The sequence below is a fragment of the Leptotrichia massiliensis genome (assembly GCF_900104625.1).
In the GTDB taxonomy this organism is placed as follows: Bacteria; Fusobacteriota; Fusobacteriia; order Fusobacteriales; family Leptotrichiaceae; genus Leptotrichia; species Leptotrichia massiliensis.
Genome location: NZ_FNVZ01000005.1, coordinates 81911 through 99430, shown reverse-complemented (window position 1 = coordinate 99430; position 17520 = coordinate 81911). Strand labels below are relative to the sequence as shown.

The following is a 17520-nucleotide window of genomic DNA, read 5'->3' as shown; positions in this document are numbered from 1 at the left end:
CAAGTTAGTAATTTTAAAAAAATTTACTAATTAAAATAATAAGATGAAATGATAAATTTTTATTCTATATTTTTTAGAAAAAAATTAGCAAAAAAAACAATATTATGATAAAATGAAATATAAGAATTTTTTTTAGGAAAGGATTGATCTTATGTTGATAGATAAAGTGAAAAAAGTCAAGATTACTGATAATCTTACTATTGGTAATGATAAGATTTTTTTGATTGCTGGACCTTGCGTGATTGAATCAGAAGATTTGGTTATGGAAGTGGCTGGGAAAATGAAGGACATCACTAACAAGCTAGGGATTCAATATGTTTTTAAGGCTTCATTTGATAAGGCTAACCGTTCTTCTATTTCCTCGTTTAGAGGTCCAGGACTTACAAAAGGACTTGAAATTTTGGCACGAGTTAAAGAAAAATACGGTGTGGCTCTTGCAACAGATATTCACGAACCTTGGCAATGTAAAGAAGCGGCCAAAATAATTGATCTACTTCAAATACCTGCATTTTTATCACGACAGACTGACTTGCTTATTGCCGCTGCAGAAACTGGAAAAGCTGTGAATATAAAAAAAGGGCAATTTTTAGCACCTTGGGATATGAAAAATGTTGTAAGAAAATTTGAGGAAGTTGGAAATGAAAATATAATGCTTTGCGAACGTGGGGCTTCATTTGGATACAATAATTTAGTCGTAGATATGCGTGGACTTCTGGAAATGAGAAAATTTGGCTATCCTGTTGTGTTTGATGCAACACATTCAGTACAAATTCCAGGAGGACAAGGAGAAACTTCAGGAGGAAACCGTGCTTATGTTTATCCACTTACTAGAGCAGCTGTATCTGTTGGAGTTGACGGAGTTTTTGCAGAAGTACATCCTGAACCTGACAAAGGATTATCTGATGGGCCAAATATGTTAAAACTTGACAATGTTGAAGATATTTTAACAAAATTATTACAGTATGATAAATTGACAAAAGAATTATAAAATAAAAATATCTATTTTAATAAATTTTTAGGAGGATTATGATTATGAGTTCAAAATTATTATTAACACCCGGGCCAACTAACATACCCGAAGAATATTTAGAAATTTTGGGAAATGATATTATTCATCACAGAACACCTGAATTTAGAAGAATTATGAAAGAAAACAACGAAAACTTGAAAAAAGTCTTTAAAACAACAAATGATGTAGCTATACTTACTTCATCTGGAACAGGCTCAATGGAAACTGCCATTGTAAATTTCTTTTCAAAAGGAGATAAAGTTTTAGCAATAAATACTGGATATTTTGGAGACAGATTTAGAAAAATTGCTGAAATTTATGGTTTAAATGTAATCAATTTACAATATGAATTTGGGGACAGCTATAATCTAGACGATGTAAAGAAAGTTATTGCTGAAAACTCTGATTTAAAAGGAATTCTAGCAACTCATAGTGAAACTTCAGTTGGAATTTTAAATAATATAAAAGCACTTGGAGATTTAACAAACAATACTGATATTTTATTAGTTGTTGATACAATTAGTGGACTTGTAGTAAATGATTTTGATTTTGATGCTTGGCATATTGATGTAGCAATCGCAGGAAGCCAAAAAGCATTTTTAATACCACCAGGACTTGCTTTTGTTGCTGTAAGTGACAAGGCAAAAAAAGCTATGGAAACGTCTGATTTGCCAAAATACTATTTTGATTTAAAACAATATGAAAAATATTTTGACGCTAACTCAGAAACACCGTATACTCCAGCAATCGCTTTAATTTTAGCATTAAATCAATCGCTAAAAGACTTAGTTAAAAATGGAGTTGAAAGCACAATTAAACAAAAACACGATTTAAGAAAATATGTTGAAGAAAAAGCACAAAAATTAGGATTTGAACTATTAGTAAAAAATGAAGAAAATAGAACAAATACATTAATTTCAGTATATAGAGAAGGAATTGTTATAAAATCAATTATTGCCGCTCTTGAAGAAAAAGGATACACTGTTACAGGTGGAAAAGGTAAATATGCTGAAAGTCTTATGAGAATTGGAATTTTAGGACAAATTTCAAAAGAGCAAATTGATGACTTCTTTGTAATCTTTGAAGAAGAATTAAAAAAACAATTATAAAATTTACAAAAAATAAATAAAGTAATGGAACTGTCTTAAAGAATTTTATTTATTAATAACAAATAAAAATACAATACTTTAACAGTTCCTGTTGCAAAATATTGAAAAGGAGCGTAAATGAAACCATATTTATTTAAAATTGGAGGTTTTGAACTTAGAATTTATAGTTTAATGTATATTTTAGCCTTTCTTTTTGGAATGTTTATCGCACTTGCTGATGATGTTGCCGAAAAAAGAGGCGTTGATGATAGAAAAATTATTGAAGATTTTGCATTTACAACAATTTTGGCTGGATTGATTGGAGCAAGACTTTATTATGTTATTTTCAAATTTTCAGATTATATAGGAAATCCTTTATCAATTTTTTATATCTGGGAAGGCGGACTTGCCATTCATGGTGGGATTATTGGTGCATTCATAGGTTCATATTTATATGCTAAAAAAAATAAGCGAAGTTTGTGGGTACTCACAGATATGGCTGTTGGACCTTTACTATTTGGACAATTTTTAGGAAGATTTGGAAATCTGGCAAATGGGGAAGTACACGGTGTACCAACATTTACTCCACTTAGTGTAATTTTTTCAGGAACATTTACTAAATGGTGGTCAGAATATCAAGCGATGAGCATTGCTGCAAAAACTCAGTTTAAACAGCTTGTGCCTTGGGGAATAAGTTTTCCATTAGATACGCCTGCTGGTTCAGAATTTCCAAATTTACCATTACATCCAGCTATGCTTTATGAAGCATTTTTAAATTTGATTGGCTTTATAATTCTTTGGTTCTATTTTAGAAAAAAAGAATATAACCCTGGAGTTTTATCAATGATTTATTTAATTATGTATGCAATCATTAGAATGTTTGTAAGTACATTTAGAGCCGAAGATTTGTTACTTTTTGGAATCAGACTTCCATATCTAATAAGTATAGCTATGATTATTGTTGCAATTATTGGAATAAAATATCTTAGTAGTCCAGACAAAAAATTTACACCTATTGAAGTTAAAAAAGAAGAAACAAAATTAGCTGAATAATTTTCTATTTAAGAATTCTTTGTACAAAACTCTTTAAAATTTAAATATACAAAAAAACTGTCAAATTCATTTTATTAGAACGTGACAGTTTTTTATTATTTCTTTTTCTTAGTAGATTTTTCATCTTTATTTTCAGGATGTCTTTTTCCACGATTATCGACTAATGCGTCAACTCCACCTTTTTCATATTTTTTTACCCATGAATAAATTTGTTGATATGAAACGCCAAATTTCTTGATTGTTAAATTATAATCATAATTATTATTTTGACAAAATACTACAGCTTCAACTTTTGCATCAATTGATTTTCTTATATGTTTTTTTACTACTGTATAATTTCCATTTGCATCCATACTTCTTCTATAGTCTCTAATCCAGTAATTTAGTACACTTACAGACGCAATATCGTATTTTTTACAGATATCAAACAAAGATCCTTCATTATTTAAATAGCTTTTGATAGCTTTTTCTTTAATTTCACGGCTATAACGTCTATTTTTATCTCCAACCATAATACTTTCTTCGCCGATTTCAACATATTTCTTTTTCCAAGTCATTAATGAAGATTTTGCAATATTGTATTCCTTTGCTAAACTTTTAATGCTTGCTTCTCCTGATAATACCCGTTTTACGAGCTCAATTTTTAGTTCATTAGATATTTTCGATTTTCTTCCCATTAAACTACCCTTTCCAAAATAAAATATATATTTACATTTTTAATACAATAAGTACCTTAATTACCCCGTTTTAAATTTTTTATGAAACTAAATAGTATACAGCCAAAAAATGAAAGACACTTCCTAAAATAACAAAAATGTGCCAAATCATATGATTAAATTTACATATTTTCCACGAATAAAAAATTGTTCCTAGTGAGTATAACACACCACCCAAAATTAAATAAATTAATGAAACTTGATTTATATTCTTTATCAAATCATTCCAAGCAAATACAATCATCCATCCCATTATTAAATATAACATTGTGGAAAACAACTTAAATTTTCCAGTAAAAAATGCTTTAAAAACAATTCCTAAAATACACACTACCCATTGAATCGTCAATATAATTTTGTTCATTGGAGAATCAACGACTAGGTATAAAAAAGGTGTATAAGATGCTGCAATTAAAATATATATTGCAGAATGATCAAAAATTTCAAAAATCATTTTAGCTGTTCCTGGTTTTAACCCGTGATATATTGCAGACATTGTATATAAAACAACTAATCCAAATCCAAATGCCATAAAAGATATAATTGTTCCTATATCTTGATTCCAGCTTGCACGTATCGTAAGTACTATGAAAGCTATTACAGCAAGTCCAGCACCAACAGTATGACTCACAAAATTAGCAATTTCCTCACCTTGTGAAAAACTTTCTGCTTTTTTATGTATTTCTAATAACGTATTAGCGTTTTTATTCTTAGTTTTTTTATTCATATTTTTCCTTTCATATACAAAGATATTTTTTGTGTTTTACCACATCAGTTAATCAATCTTTATGCTTAAATAAACGATTAATAAGATATATATGAATATAAAATCAATTTTAAAATACTAACTTTGTATTATAATAATACCATATAAAATTTAATAGTACATTTTTTTTTGCTTATAAAATGATTTTTTTTTGCTATCAAGTTATAATTATTTAATTTTCAAATACAAATATATCACCTGTTATATTACATAATTTATTATAACAGGTATTTTGATTATAATCAACCTAAAATAACAATTTATAATTAAAAAATTTTAATTAAAACAAAATAATTACTTGTATATACTAAAAATTTAACTAAAAAAATTAAATATATTACTAAATTTCTAAATTATTATTATACTATTTCCAAACAATGTTTGACACAAAAATATTTTTATAGTAAAATAATTTTATATAAAAAATACTAAGAGAAAGAAGGACGAAGTATGTTAAAATACCTTATTGACGGCGGGATATTTATGTGGGTAATTTTACTTGCCTCAATATCTGGACTTGCTGTTATTATTGAAAAAATGTATACTTTTTTATCAAAAGAGAAAAAATTGTCAGAAAATGAGAAAAATCAGCTTTATAAAGCACTTAGAACAGGTAACAGAGAAGAAATTTTAAAACTTTGTAAAGATAAGACTGATTCAATTTCTAAAAGTGTAACAAAAATTGTTTCCAATATGGATATTAACTTTGATGAACTTGATAATTCACATAGACAGGTTATAGAGGGTATAATAAGTGAAAGCATTTTAGAGCAGACTACTGAACTCGAAAAAGGGATGAGTTTATTGGGAACAGTTGTAAATGCTGCTCCTCAACTGGGACTTCTGGGAACTGTTACAGGGATGATTGCAGCCTTTTCAGCCCTTACCCGAAATGGTACAAGCACAGCAAAAATAGTGGCTGGCGGAATTTCAGAAGCACTTTACACAACTGCGTTTGGATTAATAGTTGCAATACCTGCATTAGTCTTTTATAATTATTTTAACAGACGGATTGATGTTATTGTGGCCGAGATGGAAAGGGCGGCATTGCAGTTTTTGAGCCGAGTAAAAGATTGATTTTTAACCTTTTATTCTAATCTTAGATTTAAAATCCAAACTAATTTTATCTGATTTAGATTAGTTTAACTTCAAACAAATTATAAGTAAAATTTACAAATCAAATTTCTTAGGAGAAAAATATGAAATTTTCTAACAGACGAAAACGTCAAAACGTTGATATATCAATGTTAAACTTAATTGATGTAATTTTTATGCTGCTAATATTTTTTATGCTTGCAACTACATTTAACAATTATTCACAATTTCAGCTGTCAGTTCCAAAAACATCAGCACAGCTTGAAAAAAAGGAAGATACAAAAATAGAAGTAATCGTAAATAAAGACAAAAAATACTTCTTAAAAATAGACGACAAAACTAGGGAACTTTCCCAAAATGAAATAGCTTCCGAATTTTCAAAATTACCAAAGCAAGCATTAAAAAATATAACTTTAACTGCCGACGAACATTTAGAATATAAGGACATTGTGGATACGATGAGTATTTTAAAAAATATGAACATAGAAAATATAAGTTTAAATATTCAAAATAAAAATTAAAACTATATAAAATTAGATATTTAAAGAAAACGAATGAAGGTGAAAAATGAAATATTACATAATTTCAGCTGCAATAAACTTGGGAATACTTCTTATTCCAATTGCAACTCCAGTTTTAAAGCAGAAACTTGAAGAAAAAAAAGAAAAGCAGACTATTGTTGTTGACTTAAAAAATAGCATTTTAGAAGAAAATAAGACAAAAAGCACAGTTGATACAGATAGCAATGAGGAAAGCAACGGAACAGCCGGGTTGCAAAAGGGCAATCCACAAAATAAAAACAATGCAATTTCCGAAGCTCAAAACATAGAACAAAATAAACTGCCTAAAAATCCAAAACAGCCCGAACTTTCACCAGCACAACCAATACAGCAAAAACAAGCACAGCAACCATTACCACAATCTCCCAAAGTACCCCAAGAGACCATACAAAAAGAACAACCAAAACCTACATCACACCCAATTATCCCCCCAGTTACCTCCACCCCTAAAAATGCTACACAACCAGTAATTTCAGAGTCCACAGGAAATTCTGCCAGCACAAAACCAGTACAAAACACCATAACTGCTTCAAACTCCACTATTTCCAATAATTCTGGACATAAAAACACTCCCTCAAATTCAGGAACTTCACATGGAAATAAAAATGGAAATACTGCTAACGGAAACTCTACAAGTAACAAAAACGGAAATGGAACAGGAACAAGCGGAAATTCAACTAGTTCTGGAAATGGAAACGATAAAAAGTCTGGAAGTACACGGGGAGGTGGATGTCATGAAGGTACTGATTTTTCAGTTTCATACAGAGAAACATTGGAAATGCCACAAGGCAGTCAACGTTTAAACAGAGAATTTAATGTTGTTGTAAATGTTACAGTAAAATTTACTAGAGGTGGCGGCATCTCAGTAATTTCAGCTTCAGGAGCAAGTTCTATTTTTCTAAATGAAGCCAAAAAAGCCGCTAAAGGAATAAGAATAAACTTCAAAACTAACAATTGCTCATCTGGAGTAATAACAAAACCATTTAGATTTAGAAAAACTCACTAAATATATTTCAAGCAAAATTTCGTTAGAAGAAAAATAGCTGTTTGAGCTTTTGAAAAAATCTTTAAATCATTGATATTTATTTATATTAAAATAATTTGTATTCAAAAGCGAGTTTTCTTTTTCTTTTATAAGAAAGTTTTGCGTCAAGCCAGAGTGCAGAGGTATGGCGTTTGATACCTCTGCGTTAAAAAAGCTAATATAACTAAAATTTAATGAAAAATAAGCATTGATTGAAATCTTTTAGAAAAAATAAATAGAAAAAATTTTGAATTTGTGTTACACTTTAAAAGTAAAAAAATTTTAATAAAAAAGAGGAAAAAAACATGGAAAAAAGAACTGAAAAATTATCAAGAATTTTAAATGAACTGAATATTGATGGATTATTTATTACAGATTTGTATAACCTTCGATATTTTACTGGATTTACTGGGACAACTGGAGTCGCTCTTGCGACAAAAAACGGAAATTTTTTCTTTTCGGATTTTAGATATAAGACACAGGCTACTAAACAAGTTAGTGAAATGGGATTTGAATTTGTGGAAGTCTCACGTGGTTCACTTCAGACAGTTGGAGAATATATAAAGAAATTTGGGCTAAAAAATGTGGGATTTGAAAATGTAAATGTGTCATTTTCTCTTTATCAAACGATAAAAGACATTTTCAAAGTGGAATTAGTGCCAGTTGGAAATAAACTTGTAATGGAAAGAATGGTAAAATCTGAAGAAGAAATTGCACTTATTAAAAAGGCTGTAGAAATTAGTGATGTGGCATTTTCAGAGGCTTTAAAAATTATAAAGGAAGGTGTTTCTGAAAAGGAAGTTTCTTCATATATGGAATATATTCAAAGAAAACTGGGGGCTGAAGATCGTTCATTTGCAACAATTTTAGCCAGCGGATACCGTTCAGCTATGCCACATGGAGTTGCTTCTGATAAAAAAATTCAAAAAGAAGAATTTATTACAATGGATTTTGGGGCATATTATGAAGGATATGTGTCAGATATGACAAGAACTGTTTACTATGGAGACAATATTTCTGATAGACACGTAGAAATTTATAATACTGTTCTAGAAGCACAAATACTAGGTGTAAATACTATAAAAGAAGGAATCATGTCAGATGATGTTGACAAAGTTGTTAGAAATTTTTTAACTGAAAAAGGATATGGCGAGTATTTTGGACACGGACTGGGACACGGAATTGGTGCTGAAATTCATGAATTACCTTACTTATCAACTGCTTCACATATTGAACTGAAAGAAAATATGGTTGTAACTTCTGAACCAGGACTTTATTTTGATGGATGGGGCGGAGTTAGAATTGAAGATGATGTTGTAGTCAAAAAAGATGGTAGAGAAATATTAAATAAAAGTAATAAGGAATTAATTATCTTACATTAATTCTATTTTCGATTTACATAACAAATTTATTACAAACTTTTTCAATAAAAGATAAAAAATTAATATTTAAAGATAATTAAAATTAATAAACCGACGGAGCTTTTATTTGTTCAGCTACGACTGTCTGACGACTGGAAGGAGGAGTTTCGGAGTTGGACAAATAAAAGTCGTAGTCTAGCCATAGGTTGTAGGATTTGCGGCAATGAGCAATCCTACGAAAATAAATAAAGAAAAAATATAATAAAAATAGTAAAACTGTTATTAAACAAAATAATTTAATACTAAATCTTATTAGAGAAGAGGGAATGTCCCATAAATTGAGACACTCCCTCGTTTTTTTAAAAGTACATTTTTTTAAATAATGTTGGACACACTTCTTTCATGCTGTTTGGAAATTGTGCACACCAGTGAAATATTATTTTTGGATATTTTTTATTAATATATCCTATTTTTCTCTTATAAGTATTCAATCTTTTATTATAATCATCGATAAAATCATCTTGAAAAATAGTTCTGTTATTAATTTTGTAACTTTCCTTTTTTAAAATATTGTGTGAGCAGTTTTTTCTAGAGAAGGCATAGGCTGGGATAAAAGCAAAGTTTTCATTTTCAAAATAATTTGTCATAAATTTAGCTTCAAAAGATATGTTTATGTATTTTGATAAATTATCCTGATTTTTTATAATCGAATAATATATTTTTTCCCCCTGCGAAATCAACCATAGCCTGAAAAAATCAAAACTCCAGCTCGCTGTGTCGCCGTTTACAAGATACGAGGCACACCACAACTTTTCATTATAACTTTCACGCATTAATTCAAATGTAATTATTTCAAAATCAAAAATTTCCTCATCTGTTTTTTTTGACAGAATATCTATTAAATAATCTACAAACTCATTGTTATTTTTAGCTTTTTTATGAGATATGGAAATGTATTTCCAAAACTCTTCACGTTTCATTTTAAGTTTTGTAGCAAAATTTCTTATAGACATCTTTGTCACACCTCTTTTCTTTTCTAACTTTTATATTTCCCCATATTTTATTAATTATTTTTATAAAAATTTATTTTAAAATCCACCTCATAAATTCCGTCTAATTTTTATTAATCTGACTCTAAACACTTTTAGGCATATTCAAACTTTGAGTAATAAATGCAATAAATACAGCTTTAATCTTATTATCTCTTCTATTTCTAAAAAACAGCCCTCCATCAGAATACGACGCATCATTTTTCCTAAATTTATCCACACTTCCCTGATTCATATGAATATCGTGCAAACCTTTCCCATTCGCATAAAGCCTTCCAAACGCAATTACCTCATAATCATCATTATTCATAGCCTGCACAACATTCTTCTCGATAATTCCAGTTAAATAAATACTTGTTACATCAAACCCCTTCATCTGTACCATTTTTTCGTGTGGAAAAAGTTTCATTCTAATATAATCCAGATATAAATCCTTGTGACATTCTGTAATACCATCTTTTTGCAACAGCATTTTACGGACAATCCTCTTTCGGCAATTATAACTCTCATCATAATAAACCTTCAAATTGGAAGAAACAATTTCATTCATCTTCTCATAAATACTCCCAATATTAACCGCCAAATCAAATCTTTTCCCCTCATCATCCATCACTACAATATGATAATGTGCCCTTTTATCAAAGTCGTACCATTTATCTATAACTTTTCCTCGAAACATCACATATTTTTCCATATTTTCCTCTTTACTGCATACCTGAACTTTTACTTTTTCTCATTATAAGTATAACATATTTTTTACGAAAGAAAAGGGATTGGAAATTTTATTAAAAAATTTTTTTAAATTACAAACAAAAAAATAACCGCTGTCTTTTACAACAACGATTATTTTAAAATTTTTAATTATATAAATTTTTACTAAACATAGCAATCAACATTGTAAATATAAAGCTAATTTCCCCATCCCTCCTTTTTTATTCAAAACTTTTTACCAATCTTTCATCAACTCTAAAAAGAAATTTTTAGAATTATCATTCATATCAACAATACTAACAACAGCAAAGACATTATCATCAATTTTTTTATAATTTGATCTAATTTAACTTTTTACTATTGTCATTTCCTTTTTTAAGTATTCTAGAATTTTGGAATTCTTTTATTCGAAAACCTTTATATGAACTATTTTTTGTATTTCATCCATAGCTTCAGAAAGCCCAACATTATCTCTTGATTTTTTGAAATTATCAGGTTTTGGTATATAGATATTTAAAAGAATATTTTTTACATTTCGTTATTAACTTCTTTTTGTTATTCTATCATAAATATCTCCTATTAATTATCATTTTACTTCCTCGATATTGTTTATGAAATCAATAATTAAATCATAATATTCTTTTAGATTAGGTGAAGGATCATACATAGCGTCTATGTAAATATTTGATACTTTGGACACTATGTATTTATTACCATATCCCGATACTATTTTAACTTTTCCAAAATCTTTTAATATATCCTTATTTTTATCATAATTTTCAAATTGTTCAGAATTAGAAGAATAATTTAATGATATACCTAAACTCATCATTTTATTCTCTTTATCATATAAAAATAATGTATTCTCATATTTTTTAGTGACAATATTTTTAGGCATTTTTATAAAAGAGGTATCCGATACTTTTAAAACATATTTCTCTCTATTTTTTAAAGAATTCATGTACTCTTTAAATTTTGGTTTATCTTTATAGTAAAGTTTTTTTATTCCATCAGAACCTCCACCACGAGGACCATACTCATCAAGAATTGAACCCAAAAAAAATCCAGTTGTTAAACAAGAACTCAAACAAAAAATACTTAATAAGCATAATATCAACAATTTTAATTTTTTCATCTTAATTACCCACTCTTTCTCTTAACTTTTTTAATGTTTCATTTATGTTGCTGTTGTTTGTTGGAATTATATTATTTTTTCTTTCAAAATTTTGAATTTCTGTTCCACTTCTTTCTAATGAAGGATTTCTGGGATCTGTATTTTTCAATTCTTCTTTTAAAACATTGTTTCTTTGTTCTACTAAATCTTTATCGTAGTCTGCATTCACTCTTGGAATATTCATAAGCATATCTTTTACATTGTCCTTTTTTTTTAATTTTCTTTATATCTATTTAGACTGAACCTAATTTTACTAAATGTTTTTTTATTATATCATATTTCTATGTATTTGTACATTCTAGCCTTTAACTTTTCAAACCTTTCATTGCGTGTTTATTTTTCAATGTCCTGTAAAACAATTCTATACAGTCATTAAATAATTCCCTTTTCTACTATTAAAAGTACTCATTCCTTTTGCCACACAGTTTCTTAAATTTCGCAATTTCATAAAAAGAGCCACAAACCACTATCGCCTTATACCGGCTATTCTTTTCCAAAACCATTTGTTTTGCTTGATTATAAGCATCCAAAATATTATCTTCAAAAATAATATTATTTGTCAAAATATTTGCATTTTCCAGATTTTTCTTTATTTCATTGGCAGAAAGTCCGTAAGTAACCTCTTTTAGAGACGTTATAAAAATTTTGTAATTTTTTTCCAAAATTTTCTCAAAAATATTTGCAATGTCCTTTGTTCCAAGTATCGAAAGAATAAAAATTACTTCATCATTTTTAAAAAGTTCATTCAAATTTTCTACAAGAACTCGTACAGAATCATCATTATGAGCCACATCCAGTATTGTAGCTGGATTTTGTGAAAAAATCTCAAACCGTCCAGCCAGCGAAATTTCATCAAGCCCTTTCTGAATAATTTCATCGCCGATACCATAAATTTTAGCAATTTCATAAGCAATCAAAAAATTATTTGCCTGAAATTTTCCAAAAAGTGGCAATATAAATGTTTTTCCCAAATTATATTTATTTTTTTTATCTTCAATATTTTCAGATTCGTCTAAATTTTCATTTTCAAAAATCTTCACAATTGTCTTATAATTTTGAGTATCCAGCTCAACTTGTAAATTCTCATACTTTTTCAAGACATTTACTGAATTATCAGTTTCCTTTTTTACAGCATTCTCCAATTCGACTAAATTCTGGGCATAAATACACAGCTGTCCGTCCTTTATAATGCCAGCTTTCCTATCTGCAATTTTGTCAAGTGAATTTCCCAAAAGACTGACGTGATCAAAACTCACATTTGTTATAGCTGCAATTGTCGAATTTACAACATTTGTAGCGTCATATCTTCCGCCAAGACCAGTTTCCAGAAATATAAAGTCAGGATTTTTTGCCTCAAAATAAAGTAAAGCCATAAAAGTCGTTATCTCAAAAAAATTTATCTGCAACGAATTTTTTTCCAAAATATCCATAACAACTTCATAATACTTCACAACATCCTCATCAGAAATCATTTCTTTATCTACTAAAATTCTCTCATTAAACCGTAAAATATGTGGCGAAGTAAACTTTGCAACAGAATATCCCGCTACAAAAAAAATTCCCTCTAAAAATGTAGCTGTCGAGCCTTTCCCATTAGTTCCTGCAATATGAACAATTTTCTTATTTTTACACGGTTCTCCCAGCAACTCATAAATTTTTCTCAACTTTTCATTATTTTGTTTCAAAGATTCATTGGTTATTCTTTTATTAATTGTTCTCATATTAAAAATTTTTTCTAAAACTTCATCTATTCTCATATTTATATTTATTTTAATAATTAAAAATTTCTCCTTTCAATCAATTATAATAAATCTTCTTTAAAATTATTTAATTTTATCAGTTTGATATTAAAAAATTTGTATCTAATCCTACCACTTGTTTAAATAACGAAATTTATGAAAAATAAAAAGCCAGCCTAATGCTAACTCTTTATTAATAATTTTATATTCCTATTGGTAATTTTTATCATTTTTTTATTTATAGTGTTTCCAAATACGTAGTCAATGAAGTTGCTTTACGTCCCAGCACTTTTTCAATGTCATTTGAAACACCAGCTTGCTCACCTTCAGCGATTGCCGTATAAGTCGAAACCCACGAATCATATTCCCATTGTTCAGCTTTCCAGATTTTACGTGATTCATAAGCCTCATCTACTGTTTCAGGAATATATTTAATTTCTTTACCCAAATATTTACTTGCAAGTTTTGTAATTTCCTCCATTGTCAATTCTTCAGGTCCTGTCATATTCAATGTCTGATTTTGCCATTTTTCTGGATTTTCCAAAATTTTAGCAACCACTTCTGACACATCCGAACGCACCACAGCCGAAACTTTACCATTTCCAGCAGGCCCTTTTATTTCACCGTACTCTCTGCACATATCCACAAAGAAATCCGCATAAAAATTATCTTTCAAAAATGTATATTTAAAGCCATTTTCTTTAATGTATTCCTCAGTTGCATAATGATCTCTTCCCAATGTAAATATCGAATTTTTTGAAGCATTGTAAAACGAAAGATAAACAATATGCGACACTCCAGCTGTTTTAGCAGAATCAATAAAATCCTTATGCTGTTGAACCCGGTCAGGATTTTCAGAACCCGACACCATAAAAAGTACATCAATTCCTTCAAGCGATTTTACAGTATCATCTGACTTGTCGTAACTTGATTTAAAAACATCAGAAAACCCCATTTTTTCAGCTTTTTCCTTATTTCTAGCCAAATTTCTCACTTTTATTCCATTTTCTTTGCATAATCTTGAAACTATTACACCCAAATTTCCTGTCACTCCAGTTACTGCTATTTTAACCATTTTATTTCTCTCCTACTTTTTTTATTTCAGACATACTTTTTCTATTCCCAATTTATCTTTATAACCCTTTAAACCACCTGATAATTCTAAAACTTTATTATGTATTTTTAAAATGTCACAAACTTCAAAATATTTAATCATTATTTATCACGCATTCTGATAAAAACATCTTTATTTTCTTCCATTTTATTAAATAGAATATCCATTGAATTCTTTTCAATTTTGTTTTCTTCAACAAATTTAGCCATCAATTGAACTAAAACGTCACTTTCACTTTTTCCAGTTTTTTTTACAGCTTTTTTAAATTCATTAATTAATTTATTATTTTCTATTTCTGCAATATATGTCATCTTAATTACCCCTAATTTAATTTTTCTTTTTAAAAATTCCTCCCCCTTTATTAAACTTTATCCCTTTACAACAATATTAACCAACTTATTAGGCACTACAATTACCTTAACAACTTCTTTTCCATCAACAAATTTTTGAACTTTTTCTGAAGAAAATGCCAATTTTTCAGCGTCATCTTTTGAAATTCCAATTTGTGCAGGCAGCATATCCCTAACTTTTCCATTTACTTGTAAAACCAAGTTAAAGTTGTTTTCCACAGTTAATTTTTCATCAAATGTTGGCCATTCTTCCTCAAAAGTAAGAGTTGTATTTCCTAAATCACTCCATAATTCATCCGCCACGTGCGGTGCAAAAGGCGCAATTAGTAAAATCACTTTTTCAAGAACTTCGTGCCATACTTTTTTACTTTCTGACGAAATGTCGTTTTTGTCAATTACATTTTGCTTGTAAGTTGTCATATCATTTAGAAGTTCCATTATTGCGGCTATTGCTGTGTTAAAGTGAAAATCATCCTCAATGCTGTCTGTAACTTTTTTTACAGTCTGATGTAATTTTTTCTGAATTTCCTTGTCTTTCTCACTTCTCGCATCCAAATTAATTCCATAATTATTTTCCTTTGATGCATTTTTATCAGCAAAATCAGCTGTTGATGAAATTAGCAGATAAAGTCTGTTTATAAACCTGTAAGCCCCTGCAAGACCGTTCATATTCCATTCCAGCTCTTTTTCAGGCGGTGCAGCAAACAATGTGAACACTCTTGAAGAGTCAGCTCCGTATTCCTTCACGATTTCTTCAGGATCTACTCCATTATTTTTAGATTTACTCATTTTTTCAACTTTTGTTGCCAATTCTTCTCCAGTTTCCTTAGAAAAAGGCTTTCCATCCTTCATTTCCACTTCTCTTGGGAACAAATATCTTCTTTCATTTTGAGAATAGTAAGAAGGTCCTAAAACCATTCCTTGTGTCAATAAACGCTTAAATGGCTCATTTGTGTCAATGTATCCTAAATCTCTTAGTGATTTGTGGAAAAATCTTGCATAAAGCAAGTGCATTACCGCATGCTCAATTCCACCGATATATTGATGAACTGGAGTCCAGTTATCTGCATCTTCCTTTTTAAACGGCTCTTTATCATTGTGAGAATCCAAATACCTCAAGTAATACCACGAAGAATCAACGAAAGTATCCATTGTGTCAGTTTCTCTTCTCCCTTTTTTCCCATTTGGTAAAATCACATTTTTAAATTCCTCAGAAGTTTCAAGTGGATTTCCTTTTCCGCTAAACTCAATATCTGTAGGCAGTTTCACAGGCAAGTTTGCTTCCTCTTCCAAATAAATATTTCCATCTTCATCATAAATCACAGGAATTGGAGTTCCCCAGTATCTTTGTCTACTGATTAGCCAGTCATGAAGCCTATAATTTACTGTTTTCTTACCTAGTCCAATTTTTTCCAATTTTTCAGTAATTTTCTCTTTTGTTTCATTACTATTTAATCCATTAAATTCTTCTGAGTTTACCAGTATTCCTGGAACTGTTAAAGCATTTTCCAATTTTTCAACAGAAACTTCTTCTAAATTTCCATTTTTATCAACAGGATTTACAACAATTTTCAAATCCAAGTTATATTTCTTAGCAAATTGAAAATCTCTTTCATCATGTGCAGGTACTGCCATTACAGCTCCTGTCCCATAATCCATCAATACATAGTTTGCAACCCACAACTGCACTTTTTCACCATTTACAGGATTAATCACATAAAGTCCAGAAAATACTCCTTCTTTTTCCTTATCTTCCGCTGTACGTGCAATTTTATCCTCATTTATCATTCTTTCAACAGCTTCTCTTATCGAAGGATTTTCTTTCAAAATAATTTCCTCAACCAACGGATGCTCTGGTGCAACAGTTGCATAGGTAACCCCATAAAGCGTATCAGGTCTTGTTGTAAACACAGAAATCACAACTTCTCCATTATCATTCAATTTTAAATGCGAATTTCCATCATTTTCAAATTTATAATCTAAAATAAAGTCAACTTCAGATCCTGTTGATTTTCCAATCCAGTTTTTCTGCATTGTCAATACTTGCTCTGGCCAATGTCCTCTAAGTTCCTCATGCCCCTGCAGCAATTCTTCTGCATATTCTGTAATTTTAAAGTACCATTGCGACAATTCCTTTTGAATAACATCAGTTTTACCGTGACGCCAGCATTTCCCGTCTTCAACTTGTTCATTCGCCAAAACCGTATTACAGTCAGGACACCAGTTTACATAAGATTTTTTCTTGTAAACAAGCCCTTTTTTATACATTTCAATAAAAAACTTCTGATTCCACTTATAATATTCTGGAGTATAAGTGCTAAGTTCCCTGTTCCAATCATAAGAAAGTCCCATAAGCTTCATCTGTCTTCTCATATTGTCAATGTTCGCTTTAGTCCATTTCCCAGGATGTGCCCCATTGTCAATCGCGGCATTTTCCGCAGGCAGCCCAAAACTGTCCCATCCAAACGGATGCAGCACATTAAACCCTTTCATCTTCTTGTATCTTGCAATCGCATCTCCAATCGCATAATTTCTCAAATGCCCAACATGAAGCTTTCCAGATGGATACGCAAACATCTCAAGCACATAATAATTCTCTTTTCCCTCAACCTTATTTTCCGATTTAAAAACATCCTCTTCAAACCATTTATTCTGCCACTTTTTTTCAATTTCCGACGGTTTGTATTCCTTTATCATTGTTTTCCTCCATT

17 protein-coding genes are annotated in these 17520 nt (G+C 29.6%); 7 read left to right on the top strand and 10 right to left on the bottom strand.

The window, feature by feature from the left end; translation table 11 throughout:
- Window positions 1–151: 151 nt before the first annotated feature.
- From kdsA to lgt, 3 genes are all read left to right on the top strand, one after another.
- Complete coding sequence (kdsA, locus tag BQ5344_RS04460; protein WP_071124335.1) at window positions 152–988, top strand: 3-deoxy-8-phosphooctulonate synthase; 837 nt, start codon at window positions 152–154, stop codon at window positions 986–988.
- 44 nt (window positions 989–1032) lie between these two features.
- On the top strand, window positions 1033–2118 hold the full coding sequence (locus BQ5344_RS04455; protein ID WP_036071295.1) for a pyridoxal-phosphate-dependent aminotransferase family protein: 1086 nt from the start codon (window positions 1033–1035) through the stop codon (window positions 2116–2118).
- 117 nt (window positions 2119–2235) lie between these two features.
- Window positions 2236–3150, top strand: a complete 915-nt coding sequence (gene lgt, locus BQ5344_RS04450) for a prolipoprotein diacylglyceryl transferase (protein WP_021769614.1) — start codon at window positions 2236–2238, stop codon at window positions 3148–3150.
- Between the two features lie 95 nt (window positions 3151–3245).
- Here the strand turns inward: lgt and BQ5344_RS04445 are convergent, their stop codons facing one another.
- Window positions 3246–3827, bottom strand: coding sequence for a helix-turn-helix domain-containing protein (locus tag BQ5344_RS04445; RefSeq protein WP_021769615.1), 582 nt, complete (start codon window positions 3825–3827; stop codon window positions 3246–3248).
- A 79-nt stretch (window positions 3828–3906) separates the two neighbouring features.
- A complete protein-coding gene (gene trhA / locus BQ5344_RS04440) occupies window positions 3907–4593 on the bottom strand; it encodes a PAQR family membrane homeostasis protein TrhA (protein WP_071124334.1) in 687 nt (228 codons plus the stop codon).
- A 489-nt stretch (window positions 4594–5082) separates the two neighbouring features.
- On the opposite strand from trhA, the gene BQ5344_RS04435 reads away from it, so the two are divergent.
- The 4 genes from BQ5344_RS04435 to BQ5344_RS04420 all read left to right on the top strand — a co-directional run bounded on the left by BQ5344_RS04435 (window position 5083) and on the right by BQ5344_RS04420 (window position 8693).
- Window positions 5083–5709 carry a MotA/TolQ/ExbB proton channel family protein gene (locus BQ5344_RS04435; protein ID WP_071124333.1) on the top strand — a complete coding sequence of 209 codons (627 nt, stop codon included), beginning with the start codon at window positions 5083–5085 and terminating at the stop codon, window positions 5707–5709.
- A 122-nt stretch (window positions 5710–5831) separates the two neighbouring features.
- Window positions 5832–6248: an ExbD/TolR family protein gene (locus tag BQ5344_RS04430; RefSeq protein ID WP_071124332.1), complete on the top strand. Its 417-nt coding sequence runs from the start codon at window positions 5832–5834 to the stop codon at window positions 6246–6248.
- 46 nt (window positions 6249–6294) lie between these two features.
- Window positions 6295–7293 carry an energy transducer TonB gene (locus tag BQ5344_RS04425; protein ID WP_071124331.1) on the top strand — a complete coding sequence of 333 codons (999 nt, stop codon included), beginning with the start codon at window positions 6295–6297 and terminating at the stop codon, window positions 7291–7293.
- Between the two features lie 323 nt (window positions 7294–7616).
- On the top strand, window positions 7617–8693 hold the full coding sequence (locus BQ5344_RS04420) for a M24 family metallopeptidase (protein ID WP_071124330.1): 1077 nt from the start codon (window positions 7617–7619) through the stop codon (window positions 8691–8693).
- A 338-nt stretch (window positions 8694–9031) separates the two neighbouring features.
- On the opposite strand, the gene BQ5344_RS04415 is transcribed toward BQ5344_RS04420, so the two are convergent.
- The 8 genes from BQ5344_RS04415 to leuS all read right to left on the bottom strand — a co-directional run bounded on the left by BQ5344_RS04415 (window position 9032) and on the right by leuS (window position 17506).
- Window positions 9032–9685, bottom strand: coding sequence for a DUF4240 domain-containing protein (locus BQ5344_RS04415; RefSeq protein ID WP_071124329.1), 654 nt, complete (start codon window positions 9683–9685; stop codon window positions 9032–9034).
- A gap of 121 nt (window positions 9686–9806) precedes the next feature.
- The gene (locus tag BQ5344_RS04410; protein WP_071124328.1) at window positions 9807–10415 is read right to left on the bottom strand and encodes a DUF2278 family protein; all 609 of its coding nucleotides are present in this window, start codon (window positions 10413–10415) and stop codon (window positions 9807–9809) included.
- A 603-nt stretch (window positions 10416–11018) separates the two neighbouring features.
- Entirely contained in the window at window positions 11019–11567 is a 549-nt protein-coding gene (locus BQ5344_RS04405) for a hypothetical protein (RefSeq protein ID WP_071124327.1), read from the bottom strand.
- A gap of 1 nt (window position 11568) precedes the next feature.
- Window positions 11569–11790, bottom strand: coding sequence for a hypothetical protein (locus tag BQ5344_RS04400; protein WP_158662991.1), 222 nt, complete (start codon window positions 11788–11790; stop codon window positions 11569–11571).
- A 211-nt stretch (window positions 11791–12001) separates the two neighbouring features.
- On the bottom strand, window positions 12002–13327 hold the full coding sequence (locus BQ5344_RS04395) for a bifunctional folylpolyglutamate synthase/dihydrofolate synthase (protein ID WP_235846110.1): 1326 nt from the start codon (window positions 13325–13327) through the stop codon (window positions 12002–12004).
- Between the two features lie 256 nt (window positions 13328–13583).
- Window positions 13584–14420 (bottom strand): SDR family oxidoreductase, encoded by an 837-nt coding sequence (locus tag BQ5344_RS04390; protein ID WP_071124324.1) that lies wholly within the window; start codon window positions 14418–14420, stop codon window positions 13584–13586.
- Between the two features lie 140 nt (window positions 14421–14560).
- Complete coding sequence (locus tag BQ5344_RS04385) at window positions 14561–14770, bottom strand: hypothetical protein (protein WP_021744007.1); 210 nt, start codon at window positions 14768–14770, stop codon at window positions 14561–14563.
- 57 nt (window positions 14771–14827) lie between these two features.
- Entirely contained in the window at window positions 14828–17506 is a 2679-nt protein-coding gene (gene leuS, locus BQ5344_RS04380; protein ID WP_083378196.1) for a leucine--tRNA ligase, read from the bottom strand.
- Window positions 17507–17520 lie beyond the last annotated feature (14 nt).